The sequence below is a fragment of the Bacillus sp. PPSBB_11 genome (assembly GCF_038023285.1).
GTDB classification, from domain to species: domain Bacteria; phylum Bacillota; class Bacilli; order Bacillales; family Bacillaceae; genus Bacillus; species Bacillus altitudinis.
Genome location: NZ_CP150633.1, coordinates 258,151 through 273,638, shown reverse-complemented (window position 1 = coordinate 273,638; position 15,488 = coordinate 258,151). Strand labels below are relative to the sequence as shown.

The window sequence follows — 15,488 nt, the reverse complement described above, 5'->3', positions numbered from 1 at the left end:
GTATGAGTGATAATGATAATTATTATCACTCAGATATCATACCATAGATGTGAGGTTTGTTGTCAATGATATTTTAGCTGTGGATAGAGGAATTCTGATAGAAAGAAAAAAAGATCAAGGCAGTGTATGACCTGATCTTTTTTCTTATTTAAACCAGCCTTTTTCTTTGGAACGAGTAATGGCCTCAATTCGGTTTTTGACTTCTAGTTTATCTAAAATAACGGATATGTAGTTTCGGACAGTGCCGCTTTTTATGCTGAGTTCCTTGGCGATTTCTTTTGTGTTTTTTCCGTCTGCGACGAGTTCTAGAACCGACTTTTCTCGTTCAGTTAAAGGATTTTCGTCGCTATACAAGTCTTCCATTAATTCAGGGGCGTACACCTTTTTCCCTTTCATCACGCTGCGGATGGCACTTGCCAAATCCTCGCTTGGGCTGTCTTTCAGCATGTAGCCGCTAACGCCAGCTTTCAGCGCTCTTTGAAAATAGCCAGAACGGGCAAAGGTAGTTAAAATGATGATCTTCACATCAGACTTTTTGAGTTCTTCAGCGGCATCGAGCCCAGATTTTCCTGGCATCTCAATATCCATTAAACAAATGTCGACCGGGTGTTTTTTAGCAAAATCTATGGCGTCCTGGCCGTTTGTGCCTTTTCCAACAACCGTCATATCGTCTTCTAAATCGAGAAGCGATCCAAGAGCACCGAGCAGCATTTGCTGATCCTCTGCGATAAAGATGTTAATCATTTTATTTCCTCCTTATCTTTCGCTGCTGAATCATTTGGAATGCTCATGATCAGCTTCGTCCCGTTTTTTGTCTCAATGTGCAGGCGTCCATTTGCAAATTCCAATCTTTCTCTAATCCCTGCAAGGCCATGTCCCTTCGTTTGAGAGGATGGATGACTGCCTTTAAATGTGCCGTTATCCTCAACTGTAATGACAGCTTCCTTTGACTTTTGATGAATCGTGATTTGACAGACAGTGGCGTCGCTATGCTTGACGACATTCGTCACGGCCTCTTTGATGCACATGCTCACAATGTTTTCGTTAAGAAGAGAGATGTGTTTCGGCGCTTCCTTTTCATCATAAATCATGTCAATATCCGCGGCTTCAAGGATTTGCTTGATGTTCAATATTTCATCTTTGATCCGAATGCCTTTCATGGAAGAAACAATTTTCCGCACTTCATTTAGAGACGTTCTAGCTGTCTGCTGGACACTCTTTAGTTCGGCACGAGCCTGTTCAGGGTCTTTATACACGAGTTTACGGGCAAGGTCACTCTTTAATCCAATGAGAGAGAGTTTTTGTCCAAGTGTGTCATGCAGATCGCGAGCAATTCGCTGTCTTTCTTCAAGTTTGACAAGATCGGCGATCCGTTCATTGGCATATTCTAATTTCTCTTCTAGCCGTTCACGTTCCTTCCTGCTTCGAATGCTAAGAGGGAGGAGGATGGCGCTGATCAGTGTAATTACGACAAACGGAATTTGTGTGAGAAACCATCCCTTTTTTAAAATCAAGCTAAAGTTCACTGCTACGGCGGCGCTCCCTAGATGAATATAGTATAAGATATAGAAAGGGACTTTTCTTTTGATATGCCCGTTGAAATAGGCGATACAAAAAGCAAAATAAATGTAGCTGTAGAGCATCACATAACCAGTTGAAATGGCGATTAATACAAGGCCGAATACATATAACGACCAGCCCTTTGAGACAAAGGCAAAACGGTAGACCGCAAAAAAGACGACGTTTAAAATAATGCCGATCACAATGCCTAAAGTCGAAGGGGTCTTAAAGATAAAATAAAAGGGCAGGATGAAAAAAATCGCCCAAATATATGGGGAAATCCCATGCAGTTTTTGAATTTTCAGTTGTTTTTTCATCCGTGATTCACCTTTTTCATTTTTTCAGTCTTTTTCACTACTTTATCAAATTGAACAGGTGAGCGCATCCTGCAAATACAACAAGCTCCTTCTATTGTAAGAAAGAGCTTGCGCCAATTATGCATTCTTCTTCAGAATGTCTCCTTTAATGACAGGTGCGGGCATCTTCTTAGATTGCCGTGCTTCTTTAAAGGTAACGAATGCTTTCGTTTCTTCATCCCAAAGTCTAAATTTCATTGATTCGATACTTGTTTTTAAAGTGATGGTTGGCACATTTTGAAGCGGCTCACTATGATCATGTGCATGCTCCAAGTGATAATTCGGTACCCTCGGACTTAAATGATGAACATGGTGATAGCCGATATTGCCTGTTAACCATTGAAGAAGCTTTGGCAATTTGTAAAAAGAACTGCCTTCTACAGCTGCCTGCACGTAATTCCAATGTTCATCTGCTTCAAAGTAAGAATCTTCAAATGTATGCTGCACGTAAAACAGCCATACGCCGATTGATCCTGAGATCAGGAAGATTGGACCTTGGACAAGCAGGAACTCCTGCCAGCCAAAAAGAAGACACGTTGCAGTTGCTAGCGCAATGATGCTCACGTTTGTGAAATACGTGTTCCAGCGCTCTTTTTTACGAGCATTTTTGACGTTGAAACGGTTTTTTAAGAGAAAAACAAAGATCGGTCCTAAAATAAACATCACAAAAGGATTACGGTAAAATCTGTAGCGAAACTTCGTCCAAGCTGATGCCTCTTGATATTCTTTGACTGTCAGTAGCCAAATGTCGCCAGTACCTCGTTTGTCTAGATTACTGCTTGTGGCATGGTGAATTGAATGATCTCTTTGCCATTGAAGATAAGGGAAAAGGGTGAGTACGCCCGTTACAAATCCGAACAGGTGATTTAGCGGCTTCTGTTTAAAAAAGGATTGATGGCAGCAGTCGTGAAAAATAATAAAGACACGTACTAAAAAACCAGCTGCAATCACCGCAAAGAAGAGGGTTAAAAGGTAGGAGATGTTCAGGCTATAATAGGCAAGAAACCAAAGCCCCAAAAATGGAATGAATGTATTAAAGAGTTGAATGATACTTTTTTTCGAATTAGCACCAGAGAATTGGCCAACTTGTTTTCTTAAAGTGGCTTGCTGCTGTGTGTTTGTTGAAGTCGTCATGAACGTTCAAGTCCTTTCCGTTTCTTTCTACTTCAAAGTATAGAAGGAAAGGTGTCATGCTCATAGTAGCACCCATCATGTATTCAATATGACATTTGTCATGTTGGACGCGGGAAAGGCTGATGGTTCAAGGGTTGTAAGCTTATTTTATTTTAAATAAAAAAAGTAAAGGCGCTTAGCCTTCACTTTTTATGCACGTGCTTCATGTACTTTTAACTGCTTGCCTTTAATCGTTGTGTGCCGCATGGCTTTTAGCACAAGAGGGCCTTTGCCATTTAAAATATCTACATATGTTTTCGTTTCCTGAATGGTAATAATCCCAATGTCATCAAACGCAACGCCGTCTATTTTGGCGATCGTTCCAACGAAATCAACTGCCCGGAGTTTCTTTTTCTTCCCGCCATTAAAATACAGCTTCATAATATCTTTTTCTATGCCGGCCTGCTTATTTTCCTTTTGAATCGGTGTTTCAATTTTTTCTTCAAAGCTTGCCACATGCTGTTCTGCTTCTTCTTTTGTAGGATAAGGCTGAATTTGAAAATGAATGCCAGCTTCCTCTTTTAATTCTTCAATGAGCGGCTGCCCGTGCCTTGTCATAAACGCAATCGTTTTTCCGCTTTTACCCGCTCTGCCAGTTCTTCCAGTCCGGTGAATGTAGCGTTCTTTTTCATATGGCAAGTCGTAATGAATGACATGTGTCATATCACTGACATCAATTCCTCGGGCTGCAATATCTGTTGCGATCAAATAACGGAATTCCCCGTTTTTAAATTCATCCATGACGGCAAAGCGGTCTTCCTGCCTCATCCCGCCATGAATCTTATCGCAAGGAACATCCCACTCATCTAGCTTCATCGTCAGCTCATTCACTCGCTCCTGCGTATTGCAAAAAATGATACAGCTATCTGGATTTTCAATGACAATCGTTCGTTGAAGTAATGAAAACTTGCCTTCTTCCTCGGTTTCAATCAACGTGTGGGTGATTTGCTGCTTCGTCGTTTCCTCCCGAGCAATCTCTATCACTTTTGGCGATTGTAAAAACTGCTCACTCAAATCCTTCATTTCATCAGACATCGTCGCTGAAAATAACATCGACATCCGCTTTGGCGGCAGATGCTGAATAATAGAAGAGACTTGATCAATAAATCCCATGTTCAGCATTTCGTCTGCTTCATCTAACACGAAAAATGACAGATTGTCTAAAGAAAGTGTCCCTTTTTCGAGGTGATCCAATATTCGTCCTGGCGTTCCGCACACAATGTGGTTCTTTTGTGCAAGCTCTATTTTTTGTGCTTGAAATGGAGCTTTTCCATAAATGGCGGCCGCTTTGATTCGTTTAAATCGTCCGAGGCTGGTCAGATCCTGTTTGACCTGCATGGCAAGTTCTCTTGTTGGGACGAGGATGAGGGCTTGAGGTTTATTCTCAGCCCAATCCACCATTTCACAAATTGGCAGACCGTAGGCTGCTGTTTTGCCACTGCCTGTCTGAGATTTGACAATGAGGTCCTGCTTTGAAAAAGCAACGGATAATGTCTTGTGCTGGACGGGTGTAGGTGTATGGAAATGAAGCGCTTCTAGCGCTTGTTTCAATTCATCGCTTAATGGATATTGATCAAAATGTTGTAATGGCATCGTGTTCTCCTTTTCGTACATGTATACTTGTGACATCATACCATATCTTTTCAAAGACACCATGACCTTGAATGAAAAGGCATGAAAAAAAGCCCCGTAAAGGAGCTTTCAGCGTGTAGACAAACCCTCGCATTCGGTGTCAGATTTGCGCTCCGGTACTCACGAATGTCAAATTCGCTCCGTTCCGGTGCTCACTCTTCCTAGACTTCAAAGGTTTTCTATCACGCTGAAAAGAAAACAAAAGCCCCTTAAAGGAGCTTTTTGATTAAAGGAATCTGCGTTTTACTTTTTCCCAATAGGAGTTATCTTTTAATTTGACCGTTTTGATCACTTTACCAGAAAGGCCAATGTCAATTTGTTTGACATGTTTTGTACCTAGCGCTTCGTTATCAAGACCGATAATCGGATGGTCGTTACCGTCCTGAACAACCTTTAGTGTCAGCTTGCGATCACTGCTTAAAATGAAAGGAGCTCCAAGTGTACGGTATGAGTTGTTATTCAGCGATGCCAGCTCGGTTACTTGCATACACGGAAGCATCGGATCCACCACAGCGCCGTTGACAGATTTATTGTAGGCCGTTGAACCGGTTGGAGTGGAAATAATCATCCCGTCGCCTCTAAAGGTTTCAAAATGGAAATCATCTATATACACATCGATGACAAATGTTTTAATGATGCTAGAGCGGATCGACAGTTCGTTTAAGCAATGGAACTGGTTTGTACTGTCAACGCTTACATCGATGATCGGATATTTTCTCACTTCAATTTGTTCAGTGTTCATGGCATCAATCATTTGATCAAAATGTTCTAACGAAAAATCGCAGTATAGGTGCGAATTCTCTGTTTTTGATACCCCTACATACAAGCAGTCATCCCGGAAGTTCGTTTTGCGAACCGCTTGAAGAAATGTACCATCTCCACCAATTGAAGCAATGATATGGGCATCTTCTGCACGCTTTACGACGTGAAAGCCTTGATCGGTAGCGAGCTTCTCCAGAGAAGAAATGTGTCCATCCAATTCATGATCTTTTTTGTAAAAGAAAAATACATTGCGACGATTGTCTGTCATTGACGTTCTCCCCTTTGTTGTCAAAAATAGATTTCGAGTAGTAAAGGGCTTACATAAAAACCCTTGTTCACATTTTACACTTTTTTCATATGAAAGTAAAAATATTAGAAAGACGCTTCATCATGATAGAGGCTTCCATTTAAGAAATGAGTCATTGTAAGTGATTAGACAACGCTGACTTTGAGCATAATTTAATAGCTCATTTTGGAAGAAAGAGAGGTCTGGGCGTTTCGTTGTGAAGATGCTCTGAGCTATTAGATATAGGAAGAGGATAAAATAACCAATTTTTCGTCGTGATGAGCAAATGATAGAAGATGTAAAGTTGATCGTCATTTCACATCGGTGCTATCATATGTTGAAATGAAATGTAAAAAAACCACAGTTCCTGTGAAACATTTCATGTGTGTATTCGTATGAACGAAGTGAGACAAAAAGGAGGAGAAAGAAATGAATGCGAAAAGATGGGTAGCCTTAATCATTGCACTTGGTGTTTTCGGCTTTTCGATTGTGATTAGTATCACGACGGCCTTGTTTGAAAGCTTCAATGATAATAAGATGAGCTATCAATTCGGGGACGAAATCGAAGAAAAGGTACTAGAGGATGGCAGCGGAGCGAGTAAAATTGCTGTACTTGAGATTAATGGTACGATTCAAGATAACGGTGGTGCATCCAGCCTTTTAGGCGGGGAAGCATATGATCATCGTGCGTTCTTAAAAGAATTAGATAAAGCAAAAGACGATGCGTCTGTGAAAGGTGTCTTGCTGCGCGTTAACTCTCCTGGCGGCGGTGTCTATGAAAGTGCTGAAATACATAAAAAATTAGAAGAAGTAAAGAAAGCGAAGAAGCCAATTTATGTTTCTATGGGTTCAATGGCGGCTTCTGGTGGCTATTATGTATCCACTCCAGCGAAAAAAATCTTTGCTTCACCTGAAACGTTAACAGGCTCTCTCGGGGTCATCATGCAAAGTTTGAATTATGCAAAGCTGGCAGATAATTTAGGCATTAAATATGAAACCATTAAAAGTGGAAAATTCAAAGACATCATGTCACCAAATCGTGATATGACAAAAGATGAGCGCGACATCATGCAAAGCATGGTTGACAACTCTTATGAAGGTTTTGTGAAAGTCATCTCAGAAGGACGCGGCATGTCTAAGCAGGACGTCAAGAAAATTGCTGACGGCCGGGTCTATGACGGAACACAGGCGAAATCGAACGGATTAGTGGATGAGCTTGGGTACTATGAAGATGCACTAAAAGCAATGAAGAAAAATGAAAAAGGCCTAAAAGGAGCAAAGGTTATCAGCTATTCACAAAGCTTTGGCTGGAACTCTCTTTTCAATATGAGTGCAAGCAAGCTCTTTAAAAGCGAAATTGATTTTCTGAACTTAAAAGAAACACTGGCTGGCTCAAATGGGTCTAAACCGATGTATCTCTATTCAAAATAAAGGAGGGATCATAGATGGATTCTACATTCGATGAAGTAACGGAAAGTCGCAGCCAAGAGGAAGAATCAAGGCCGACTCTTGCGAAGCGCACTTCAATTGAAGCGCAGGCCTTTGCAGGTTTCTGGATTAGATTTTGGGCATTTATCCTAGATTGGCTCGTCGTATGGGGTGTTAACCATTTGACGGTTTCTCCAATCTTTAGTCTCTTTGGCTGGTCAAAAGGTGGAGGCTGGTTTTCCCCATTTTCCGTCACAACCACAATTGTCTTTCTGCTTTATTTTGCGATCATGACGAAGATTTTCCAACAAACACTTGGAAAGATGGTGTTTGGAATCAAAGTCGTCTCACTTCAGCCGGAGAAGAAGCTGCCATGGGATGTCATTTTCTTTAGAGAAATTGTGGGGCGATATATTAATACGCTTTTTGTTCTCTATGCTGTGGTTGGGTTTACGCCGAAAAAGCAGGGGGTTCATGACTACTTTGCAGATACGGTGGTTGTTCATGAACATTTATATGAAAAAACAGAATCAAACGCATAATCAAAGAGAGTTTGGCCGGGTACCGGTCAAACTCTTTTTTGTGTGATTGGGTATAAAATCCAGAAGGAGAGCCATAATCGTAGAGGAAGCATCATTTGTTATGGAGGAAGTGAGCACAGTGCTGTACGTTTGGATCGCAGCTTTTTTGTTCCTTGTGATCTTATTGATCTTTATGAAAGTGACCATTTCACTGGACTATTCACATGCAAATGACAATGACCATATTGCGGTGAAGATCATCACGTTATATGGAATCGTCAGACTGAAGAAAGACATTCCGATGGTGAAAGTGAATACGGAAGATCAAACGATTGATATTCGTGAAAAGAAAATGGCCAGCACCAAAACGCCTAATCAAGAAAAAGAAACCATGCATAAAAAAGTGGGAAAACGTGATGTAAAGGAAATCCTTCATCAAATGGAGCGTATTACAAAAGAGATTGTCGATCTAAACCGGATCATGCGAAAGTTCTTCATTCATATAAAAATCGTCTCATTTCACTGGTCCACATGGATTGGTTTTCATGACGCAGCTTTAACAGGTGTAGCAGCCGGCGGTGTGTGGTCAGTCAAAGGAGCACTTCTTGCCTTTATGCAGGAGCATCTCACCTTTAAGCACAAACCCGTCTATGAAGTGATTCCCGCTTTTCAGCACAATGTATCACAGACACACTTTGCATGTATAGCTTATTTTCGGATTGGACATGCTATGCTTGCAGCCATTCGATTACTTGTCCATTGGTTAAAAGGGAGAAAGGCGAGAAAAAATGCCTCTCTTCAAGCAACGAAGAATGAATCATCTGTTTAAGGAGGAACCTGAAAATGGCAGATCATCCAATCCAAGGTCTGATGAAGACAGCGATGGAAAACTTAAAAGAAATGATTGATGTGAACACGATCATCGGCGATCCAGTCGAAACCCCTGACGGCAGTGTCATTCTCACTGTGTCAAAGGTTGGTTTTGGATTTGCAGCCGGCGGCAGTGAATTCAACGGTAACCAAAAGAAAGAAAAACGGTCTGATGAACAAGAACGAAAAGAACCGAGACTCCCATTTGGAGGCGGAAGCGGTGGGGGAGTATCGATTACACCAATCGCCTTTTTAATTGTGGGAACAAATGGCGTACGAATGCTTCATTTGGATGAACACACACATCTGCTCGATAAAATATTGGATTCTGCTCCTCAAGCAATTGAACGTCTTCAGCACATGTTTAAGAAGGATGAACGGGAACATCGTCACAAAGAACGAAAACTAGATGACATAGACCTTTAAAAAGTTAGCTGCCCTGCAGTTAACTTTTTTTTCAAAATGGACGATTAGGCTTTGCAGTTTTTTGCTTTCTCTACTATGATAGAACCATACATTTGATAAGGGAGGAATTGTTTTGGCATCGATCACATTTAAAGGGAGCCCAGTAACGCTTGTAGGAAATGAAGTGAAAGTAGGCGAGCAGGCTCCAGATTTCACGGTATTAACGAACTCACTAGGGGAAGTTTCACTTTCTGATTTAACAGGAAAAGTGACGATTATCTCAGTGATTCCTTCTATTGATACAGGTGTGTGTGACGCACAAACAAGACGTTTCAATGAAGAGGCAGCCGGCTTAGGTCCGGTCAATATTTATACCATTAGTGCAGACCTACCATTTGCACAAGCACGCTGGTGCGGAGCAAACGGAATTGAAAATGTCGAAACATTATCTGATCATAGAGATATGTCATTTGGTGAAGCGTTTGGTTTATATATGAAAGAATTGCGTTTATTGGCGCGTGCGGTCTTCGTATTAGACCCAAGCGGAAAAGTGGTTTACACTGAGTATGTAAGCGAAGCAACCAATCATCCAAATTATGAAAAAGCCATTGAGGCTGCGAAATCACTGTTATAAAAGCAGCATCGACAAGAGCTCCGGCTTCATACTGGGGCTCTTTTCAATGAGAACATCTAGCTTTTAACAAAGCGAGGAGAGAAAAGCATTGCAGAAAGATCAAGTGAGTACGATTTTTGAGCTGCTCGATACAGCTTCAATTCGTTTAAAAAAGGAACAGAACATTTCCTATATTGAAGCATTGGCAGAAGCAGGAGAAGCCTTTTTCCAGGCAAATGATCGAAATGGTTTACTAAAAGATTTAATAGAGAAAGCAGATTTCGCCTCTTATGATCATGAGCAGATTCGTAAAGCGTTTCAGCTCGCCGTATTAAAAGGACAAAAGGATATTTCACATCCAAACCGGCAGATGACACCTGATACAATTGGTCTGTTTGTCAGCTATTTGGTCAATAAATTTTTAGAAGGACAAAAAGAGCTGGTTGTCTTTGATCCAGCAGCGGGAACAGGGAATTTACTGCTTGCGGTCCTCAACAATGTAACAGCAGAAACAACACGCGGTTTTGCCTCTGAAATTGATGACGTGCTCATTAAAATTGCGTGGGCACAAGCGAACTTAGAAGAAAAAGAAGTAGAGCTTTTCCACCAGGACAGCCTTGAGCCGCTTCTTATCTCACCAGCAGATGTTGCTGTATGCAGTCTTCCTGTCGGGTATTATCCAAATGATGAGCGCGCTAAAGACTATGAATTAAAGGCAAAAGAAGGTCATTCCTTTGCGCATTATTTATTCATTGAGCAAAGTCTTCGTTACACGAAAGAAGGCGGCTTCTTATTCTTCATCATTCCAAACGATTTGTTTGAAGGAAAAGAAAGCGTACAATTAAAGGATTTCATCAAAGAACATGCATATATGAATGCGTTAATTCAGCTGCCAGTCTCTATGTTCAAAGACAAAAAGCATGCCAAAAGCTTATTTGTGATGCAAAAGAAAAAAGAGGGGCTCGAAGCACCGAAACGTATGCTATTTGCCAATCTGCCATCTTTCTCACAGAAGGAAGCAATGGTTGGCGTCATGAGAAAATTAGACCAATGGTTTATAGAAGAAAAAGAAACGAAAGAATAGCCAGAGTGATGTCTGGCTATTTTATTATTCAGAAAATAACGACTTATTGATGTAAGCGGTAACAGTTCGAAGGTGTACTTGAAATGCAAAGTTTTCAATGTTTAAATGAAAAAGTCAGATATTTTTCGGACTTATCGTTAAACTATAAAAGACCCGTTCAAACAGGTTGAATATAGCACCGAAAAAACGTGAAACCTTATATAACAACTGAGTAAAAGGAGCGACAGTAATGTCCAAAATTATTGCAATCAACGCAGGAAGCTCATCTCTTAAATTCCAATTGTTCGACATGCCAGAAGAAACCGTTTTAACAAAAGGTCTTGTTGAAAGAATCGGAATGGACAACAGTATCTTCACGATTTCTGTAGATGGAGAAAAGAAAACAGAAGTCACAGATATTCCAGATCATGCAGTAGCGGTTAAAATGCTACTTGAAAAACTAATTGAATTTAACATCATCAAAGACTTTAATGAAATTGATGGCGTAGGACACCGCGTCGTTCACGGCGGAGAAAAATTCAGCGATTCTGTTGTTTTAACAGATGAAGTCATCAATGACATTGATCAGCTTTCAGAGCTTGCACCACTTCACAACCCTGCAAACGTTGTAGGAATCAAAGCATTCAAACAAATTCTGCCTGACGTACCAGCGATTGCTGTGTTCGATACAGCGTTCCACCAAACAATGCCAGAGCAGTCTTACCTATACAGCCTTCCGTACGACTACTACAAAAACTTTGGTATTCGTAAATACGGATTCCACGGGACAAGCCATAAGTTCGTAACAGAGCGTGCAGCAGAGCTATTAGGCCGTCCTCTTGAAGAGCTTCGTTTGATTTCTTGCCACCTTGGAAATGGTGCAAGTATCGCAGCAGTTGAAGGCGGAAAATCAATCGATACGTCAATGGGCTTCACACCACTTGCGGGTGTTGCAATGGGAACACGTTCAGGTAACATTGACCCTGCCCTTATTCCATTTATTATGGAGAAAACAGGACATACAGCGGAAGAAGTACTTTCTACTTTGAATAAGAAGAGTGGTCTTTTAGGTGTGTCTGGTCTTTCAAGTGATCTTCGTGATATCGAAGAAGCGACAGAAGAAGGAAACGACCGTGCAGAAGTAGCACTAGATATTTTTGCAAGCCGTATTCATAAATACATCGGTTCTTATGCAGCGAGAATGAATGGTGTAGATGCCATCATCTTCACAGCTGGAATCGGTGAAAACAGCTCAGAAGTGAGAGCACGTGTACTTCGTGGTCTAGAATTCATGGGCGTATATTGGGATCCATCTCTTAACAACATGAGAGGCGAAGAAGCATTCATCAGCTACCCTCACTCTCCTGTAAAAGTCATCGTGATTCCAACGAACGAAGAAGTCATGATTGCAAGAGACGTTATGCGTTTAGCGTAACATCCTTTTAAAGCTCTTTTCCTCAGCGGAAAAGGGCTTTTTTCTATTGAAATCAGCATGCTATAATGTGAGGCAATATGAAAGGAGCGGTGTGAAGAGATGAGCGCCCAAGAACATAAACGCGAAGCGAAAACGAGGCTTCATGTAAAAGTCATTACCGTCAGTGATACAAGGACAAAAGAAACAGATAAAAGCGGCCGTCTGATGATTGATTTGCTCAAAGAACAAGGGCATCTTATTCTTGCATACGATATTGTGAAAGATCACATTGGAGCGATTCAAGACGCCGTCTTAGAAGGAACAAGTGAAGCGAAGATTGATGCCGTCTTGTTAAACGGGGGAACTGGTATTGCAACAAGGGACGTCACGATTGAATCCATTACACCTCTTTTCTCAAAAGAGCTGCCGGGCTTTGGAGAAATTTTTCGCATGCTGAGCTATACAGAAGATATTGGATCAGCCGCTATCTTATCTAGAGCGACGGCAGGGGTGATTAACCAAAAAGCCGTTTTTGCCACACCAGGCTCTACCGGAGCAGTTCGGTTAGCCATGACCAAACTCATTATTCCAGAGCTTCCTCATGTCTTGCGAGAGCTTGAAAAAGATCAAAAATAGCCCAAAATGACTCTGCCAAGAAAATTTGGCAGAGTTTTTTTCATAAAGGGGTTGAAAAAACAATTTTTCCTTGTTACAGTGTATACATACTAAATGCATGTTTATAAATTAAAACTTATTTTTATGCAAAAAAACATTCACAGAATCAAAACAAGCGAGAGGAGCTTTTCAAACATGTCACAAAATAAAAAAGTCGTATTAGCATATTCCGGAGGTCTTGATACCTCTGTTGCAGTTAAATGGTTACAGGAGCAAGGTTACGAAGTTGTTGCTTGCTGCCTGGACGTAGGTGAAGGAAAAGATTTAGCATTCGTTCAACAAAAAGCACTTCAAGTCGGAGCTGTTCAATCTTACATGATCGACGCAAAAGAAGAGTTTGCTGAAGAATTTGCACTTGCAGCACTGCAAGCACACACGATGTATGAAGGGAAATACCCGTTAGTATCTGCACTATCTCGTCCGCTCATTGCCAAAAAATTAGTGGAAGTCGCAGAGAAAGAAAATGCCGTAGCCGTTGCACACGGATGTACAGGGAAAGGAAACGACCAAGTTCGTTTTGAAGTATCAATCAAAGCATTGAATCCAGACCTAGAAGTTCTTGCACCAGTGCGTGAATGGAAATGGTCTCGTGATGAAGAAATCGACTATGCACAAAAGCACGGTATTCCAATTCCGATTAACTTAGATAGCCCATATTCAATTGACCAAAACCTTTGGGGCAGAAGTAACGAATGTGGTATTTTAGAAGATCCTTGGGCAGCGCCGCCAGAAGGTGCTTATGATCTGACAAATCCACTTGAAAAAACACCTGACACACCTGAAATCATTGAAATCACGTTTGAAAAAGGAAAACCAACAGCGATTGACGGAATCCAGTATTCATTATCTGATCTCATCCTTCATTTAAATGAAGTCGCTGGCCAGCATGGTGTAGGCAGAATCGATCATGTTGAAAACCGTCTTGTTGGAATCAAATCTCGTGAAGTATATGAGTGCCCAGGTGCAGTTACCCTATTAAAAGCACACAAAGAACTTGAAGACTTAACGCTTGTCAAAGAAGTAGCACACTTTAAGCCAATCGTTGAACAAAAAATGGCTGAATTAATATACAACGGCTTATGGTTCTCACCACTTAAATCAGCACTAGATGCATTCTTACAAGAAACGCAAAAGAACGTAACAGGTGTTGTACGTGTGAAACTATTTAAAGGCCATGCCATTGTAGAAGGACGTAAATCACCATATTCACTTTATGATGAAAATCTAGCAACTTACACAAAAGCAGATGAATTCGATCATGATGCAGCTGTAGGATTTATTAACCTTTGGGGTTTACCAACAAAAGTAAACAGCATCGTGAACAAAAAGGAGCAGGTTAAAGCATGAAAAAGCTTTGGGGAGGCCGATTTCAAAAAACACCAGAAAAATGGGTCGATGAGTTTGGTGCATCCATTCATTTCGACAAACAATTAGTCAAAGAAGATCTGACCGGCTCCCTTGCCCATGCAAGTATGCTGAATAAATGCGGTATCATCGGCGATGAGGAGGCCGCTGCAATCAAAGACGGACTGAATACGCTCATGAAAAAGGCAGAGGCGGATGAACTTGAATTCTCAGTGGATTATGAGGACATTCATTTAAACCTTGAAAAAATGCTCATTGATGAGATTGGTCCGCTTGGCGGCAAATTGCACACAGCGAGAAGCCGGAATGATCAGGTCGCAACCGATATGCATTTATATTTGAATAACCAAGTAGAGCATATCATTGAGCTGATCTCTTCTTTTCAAACAGTGCTTGTAGAAAAAGCTGAACAGCACGTTGAAACAATTTTTCCAGGATATACGCACTTACAGCGTGCACAGCCTATTTCCTTTGCCCATCATATGCTTGCCTACTTTTGGATGCTTGAGCGGGACAAAGCGCGTTTTCAAGATTCATTGAAGCGGATTAATGTGTCACCACTTGGATGCGGGGCGTTAGCAGGAACGACATTCCCAATTGATCGTGAATATACAGCAGAGCTTCTTGGCTTTGACCATATTTACGAGAACAGCCTTGATGGCGTGAGTGATCGTGATTTCATTTTAGAGTTCTTGTCTAATAGCAGTCTTGTGATGATGCACCTCTCACGTCTTTGTGAAGAAATCATTTTATGGTGCTCTCAAGAATTCAAATTCATTGAGCTTGATGACACGTACGCAACAGGCAGCAGCATGATGCCGCAAAAGAAAAACCCGGATATGGCTGAATTGATCCGCGGAAAAACAGGGCGGGTATATGGCAACCTGATGGGGCTGCTCACGATTATGAAAGGCTTGCCGCTTACGTATAACAAAGACTTGCAAGAAGATAAAGAAGGCATGTTTGATACGGTGAAAACGATCGCTGGCAGCCTGCAAATCTTCACAGGCATGATTCAAACAATGACAGTGAACGAAGACGTTATGAAAAAAGCAACAAAAGAAGATTTCTCAAATGCGACCGAAGTGGCAGACTACCTTGCGAAAAAAGGTATGCCATTCCGTGAAGCACACGAAATCGTTGGGAAGCTTGTGTATACATGCATTCAAAAAGGCATCTATTTAAGTGACCTTCCATTTGAAACATTTACAGAAGCAAGCGGCCTCTTTGAACAAGACATTTACACTGTTCTTGATCCGTATGTTGCTGTTGAAAAAAGAACAAGTGCAGGTGGAACTGGATTTAAACAAATTCAGCTCGCTTTAGAAAAAGCAAAAGCCTGCCTAGCATAATTCGCCAAAACCA

The 15,488-nt window shown here is 41.2% G+C and carries 15 protein-coding genes; 10 read left to right on the top strand and 5 right to left on the bottom strand.

Going from position 1 to position 15,488, the window contains the following annotated elements; all coding sequences use genetic code 11:
• Positions 1-144: 144 nt before the first annotated feature.
• The 5 genes from V7L95_RS01365 to V7L95_RS01345 form a co-directional block, all read right to left on the bottom strand.
• Positions 145-744, bottom strand: coding sequence for a response regulator transcription factor (locus V7L95_RS01365; RefSeq protein WP_035391139.1), 600 nt, complete (start codon positions 742-744; stop codon positions 145-147).
• Positions 741-1,877: a sensor histidine kinase gene (locus tag V7L95_RS01360; RefSeq protein ID WP_035391140.1), complete on the bottom strand. Its 1,137-nt coding sequence runs from the start codon at positions 1,875-1,877 to the stop codon at positions 741-743. The genes V7L95_RS01365 and V7L95_RS01360 overlap by 4 nt, the downstream gene beginning before the upstream one ends.
• A 117-nt stretch (positions 1,878-1,994) precedes the next feature.
• The gene (locus V7L95_RS01355) at positions 1,995-3,050 is read right to left on the bottom strand and encodes a fatty acid desaturase (protein WP_007501745.1); all 1,056 of its coding nucleotides are present in this window, start codon (positions 3,048-3,050) and stop codon (positions 1,995-1,997) included.
• Between the two features lie 189 nt (positions 3,051-3,239).
• On the bottom strand, positions 3,240-4,682 hold the full coding sequence (locus V7L95_RS01350) for a DEAD/DEAH box helicase (RefSeq protein WP_340967826.1): 1,443 nt from the start codon (positions 4,680-4,682) through the stop codon (positions 3,240-3,242).
• A 265-nt stretch (positions 4,683-4,947) separates the two neighbouring features.
• On the bottom strand, positions 4,948-5,751 hold the full coding sequence (locus V7L95_RS01345; RefSeq protein WP_017358281.1) for an NAD kinase: 804 nt from the start codon (positions 5,749-5,751) through the stop codon (positions 4,948-4,950).
• A gap of 447 nt (positions 5,752-6,198) precedes the next feature.
• On the opposite strand from V7L95_RS01345, the gene sppA reads away from it, so the two are divergent.
• The 10 genes from sppA (at position 6,199) to argH (ending at position 15,475) form a co-directional block, all read left to right on the top strand.
• Positions 6,199-7,200 (top strand): signal peptide peptidase SppA, encoded by a 1,002-nt coding sequence (gene sppA / locus V7L95_RS01340; protein WP_340967825.1) that lies wholly within the window; start codon positions 6,199-6,201, stop codon positions 7,198-7,200.
• Between the two features lie 14 nt (positions 7,201-7,214).
• Positions 7,215-7,739, top strand: coding sequence for an RDD family protein (locus tag V7L95_RS01335; protein WP_048001848.1), 525 nt, complete (start codon positions 7,215-7,217; stop codon positions 7,737-7,739).
• A gap of 100 nt (positions 7,740-7,839) precedes the next feature.
• Positions 7,840-8,547 (top strand): DUF2953 domain-containing protein, encoded by a 708-nt coding sequence (locus tag V7L95_RS01330; protein WP_008343138.1) that lies wholly within the window; start codon positions 7,840-7,842, stop codon positions 8,545-8,547.
• Between the two features lie 14 nt (positions 8,548-8,561).
• On the top strand, positions 8,562-9,014 hold the full coding sequence (gene ytfJ / locus V7L95_RS01325; protein WP_007501733.1) for a GerW family sporulation protein: 453 nt from the start codon (positions 8,562-8,564) through the stop codon (positions 9,012-9,014).
• Between the two features lie 112 nt (positions 9,015-9,126).
• On the top strand, positions 9,127-9,627 hold the full coding sequence (gene tpx, locus V7L95_RS01320; RefSeq protein ID WP_007501731.1) for a thiol peroxidase: 501 nt from the start codon (positions 9,127-9,129) through the stop codon (positions 9,625-9,627).
• 88 nt (positions 9,628-9,715) lie between these two features.
• The gene (locus tag V7L95_RS01315) at positions 9,716-10,690 is read left to right on the top strand and encodes a class I SAM-dependent methyltransferase (protein ID WP_050827548.1); all 975 of its coding nucleotides are present in this window, start codon (positions 9,716-9,718) and stop codon (positions 10,688-10,690) included.
• 229 nt (positions 10,691-10,919) lie between these two features.
• Positions 10,920-12,104, top strand: a complete 1,185-nt coding sequence (locus V7L95_RS01310) for an acetate kinase (RefSeq protein ID WP_007501728.1) — start codon at positions 10,920-10,922, stop codon at positions 12,102-12,104.
• A gap of 99 nt (positions 12,105-12,203) precedes the next feature.
• On the top strand, positions 12,204-12,719 hold the full coding sequence (locus V7L95_RS01305) for a molybdenum cofactor biosynthesis protein B (RefSeq protein ID WP_025207781.1): 516 nt from the start codon (positions 12,204-12,206) through the stop codon (positions 12,717-12,719).
• Positions 12,720-12,893: 174 nt separating this feature from the next.
• Positions 12,894-14,105 (top strand): argininosuccinate synthase, encoded by a 1,212-nt coding sequence (locus V7L95_RS01300; protein ID WP_008343148.1) that lies wholly within the window; start codon positions 12,894-12,896, stop codon positions 14,103-14,105.
• Complete coding sequence (argH, locus tag V7L95_RS01295; protein ID WP_025207780.1) at positions 14,102-15,475, top strand: argininosuccinate lyase; 1,374 nt, start codon at positions 14,102-14,104, stop codon at positions 15,473-15,475. The genes V7L95_RS01300 and argH overlap by 4 nt, the downstream gene beginning before the upstream one ends.
• Positions 15,476-15,488 lie beyond the last annotated feature (13 nt).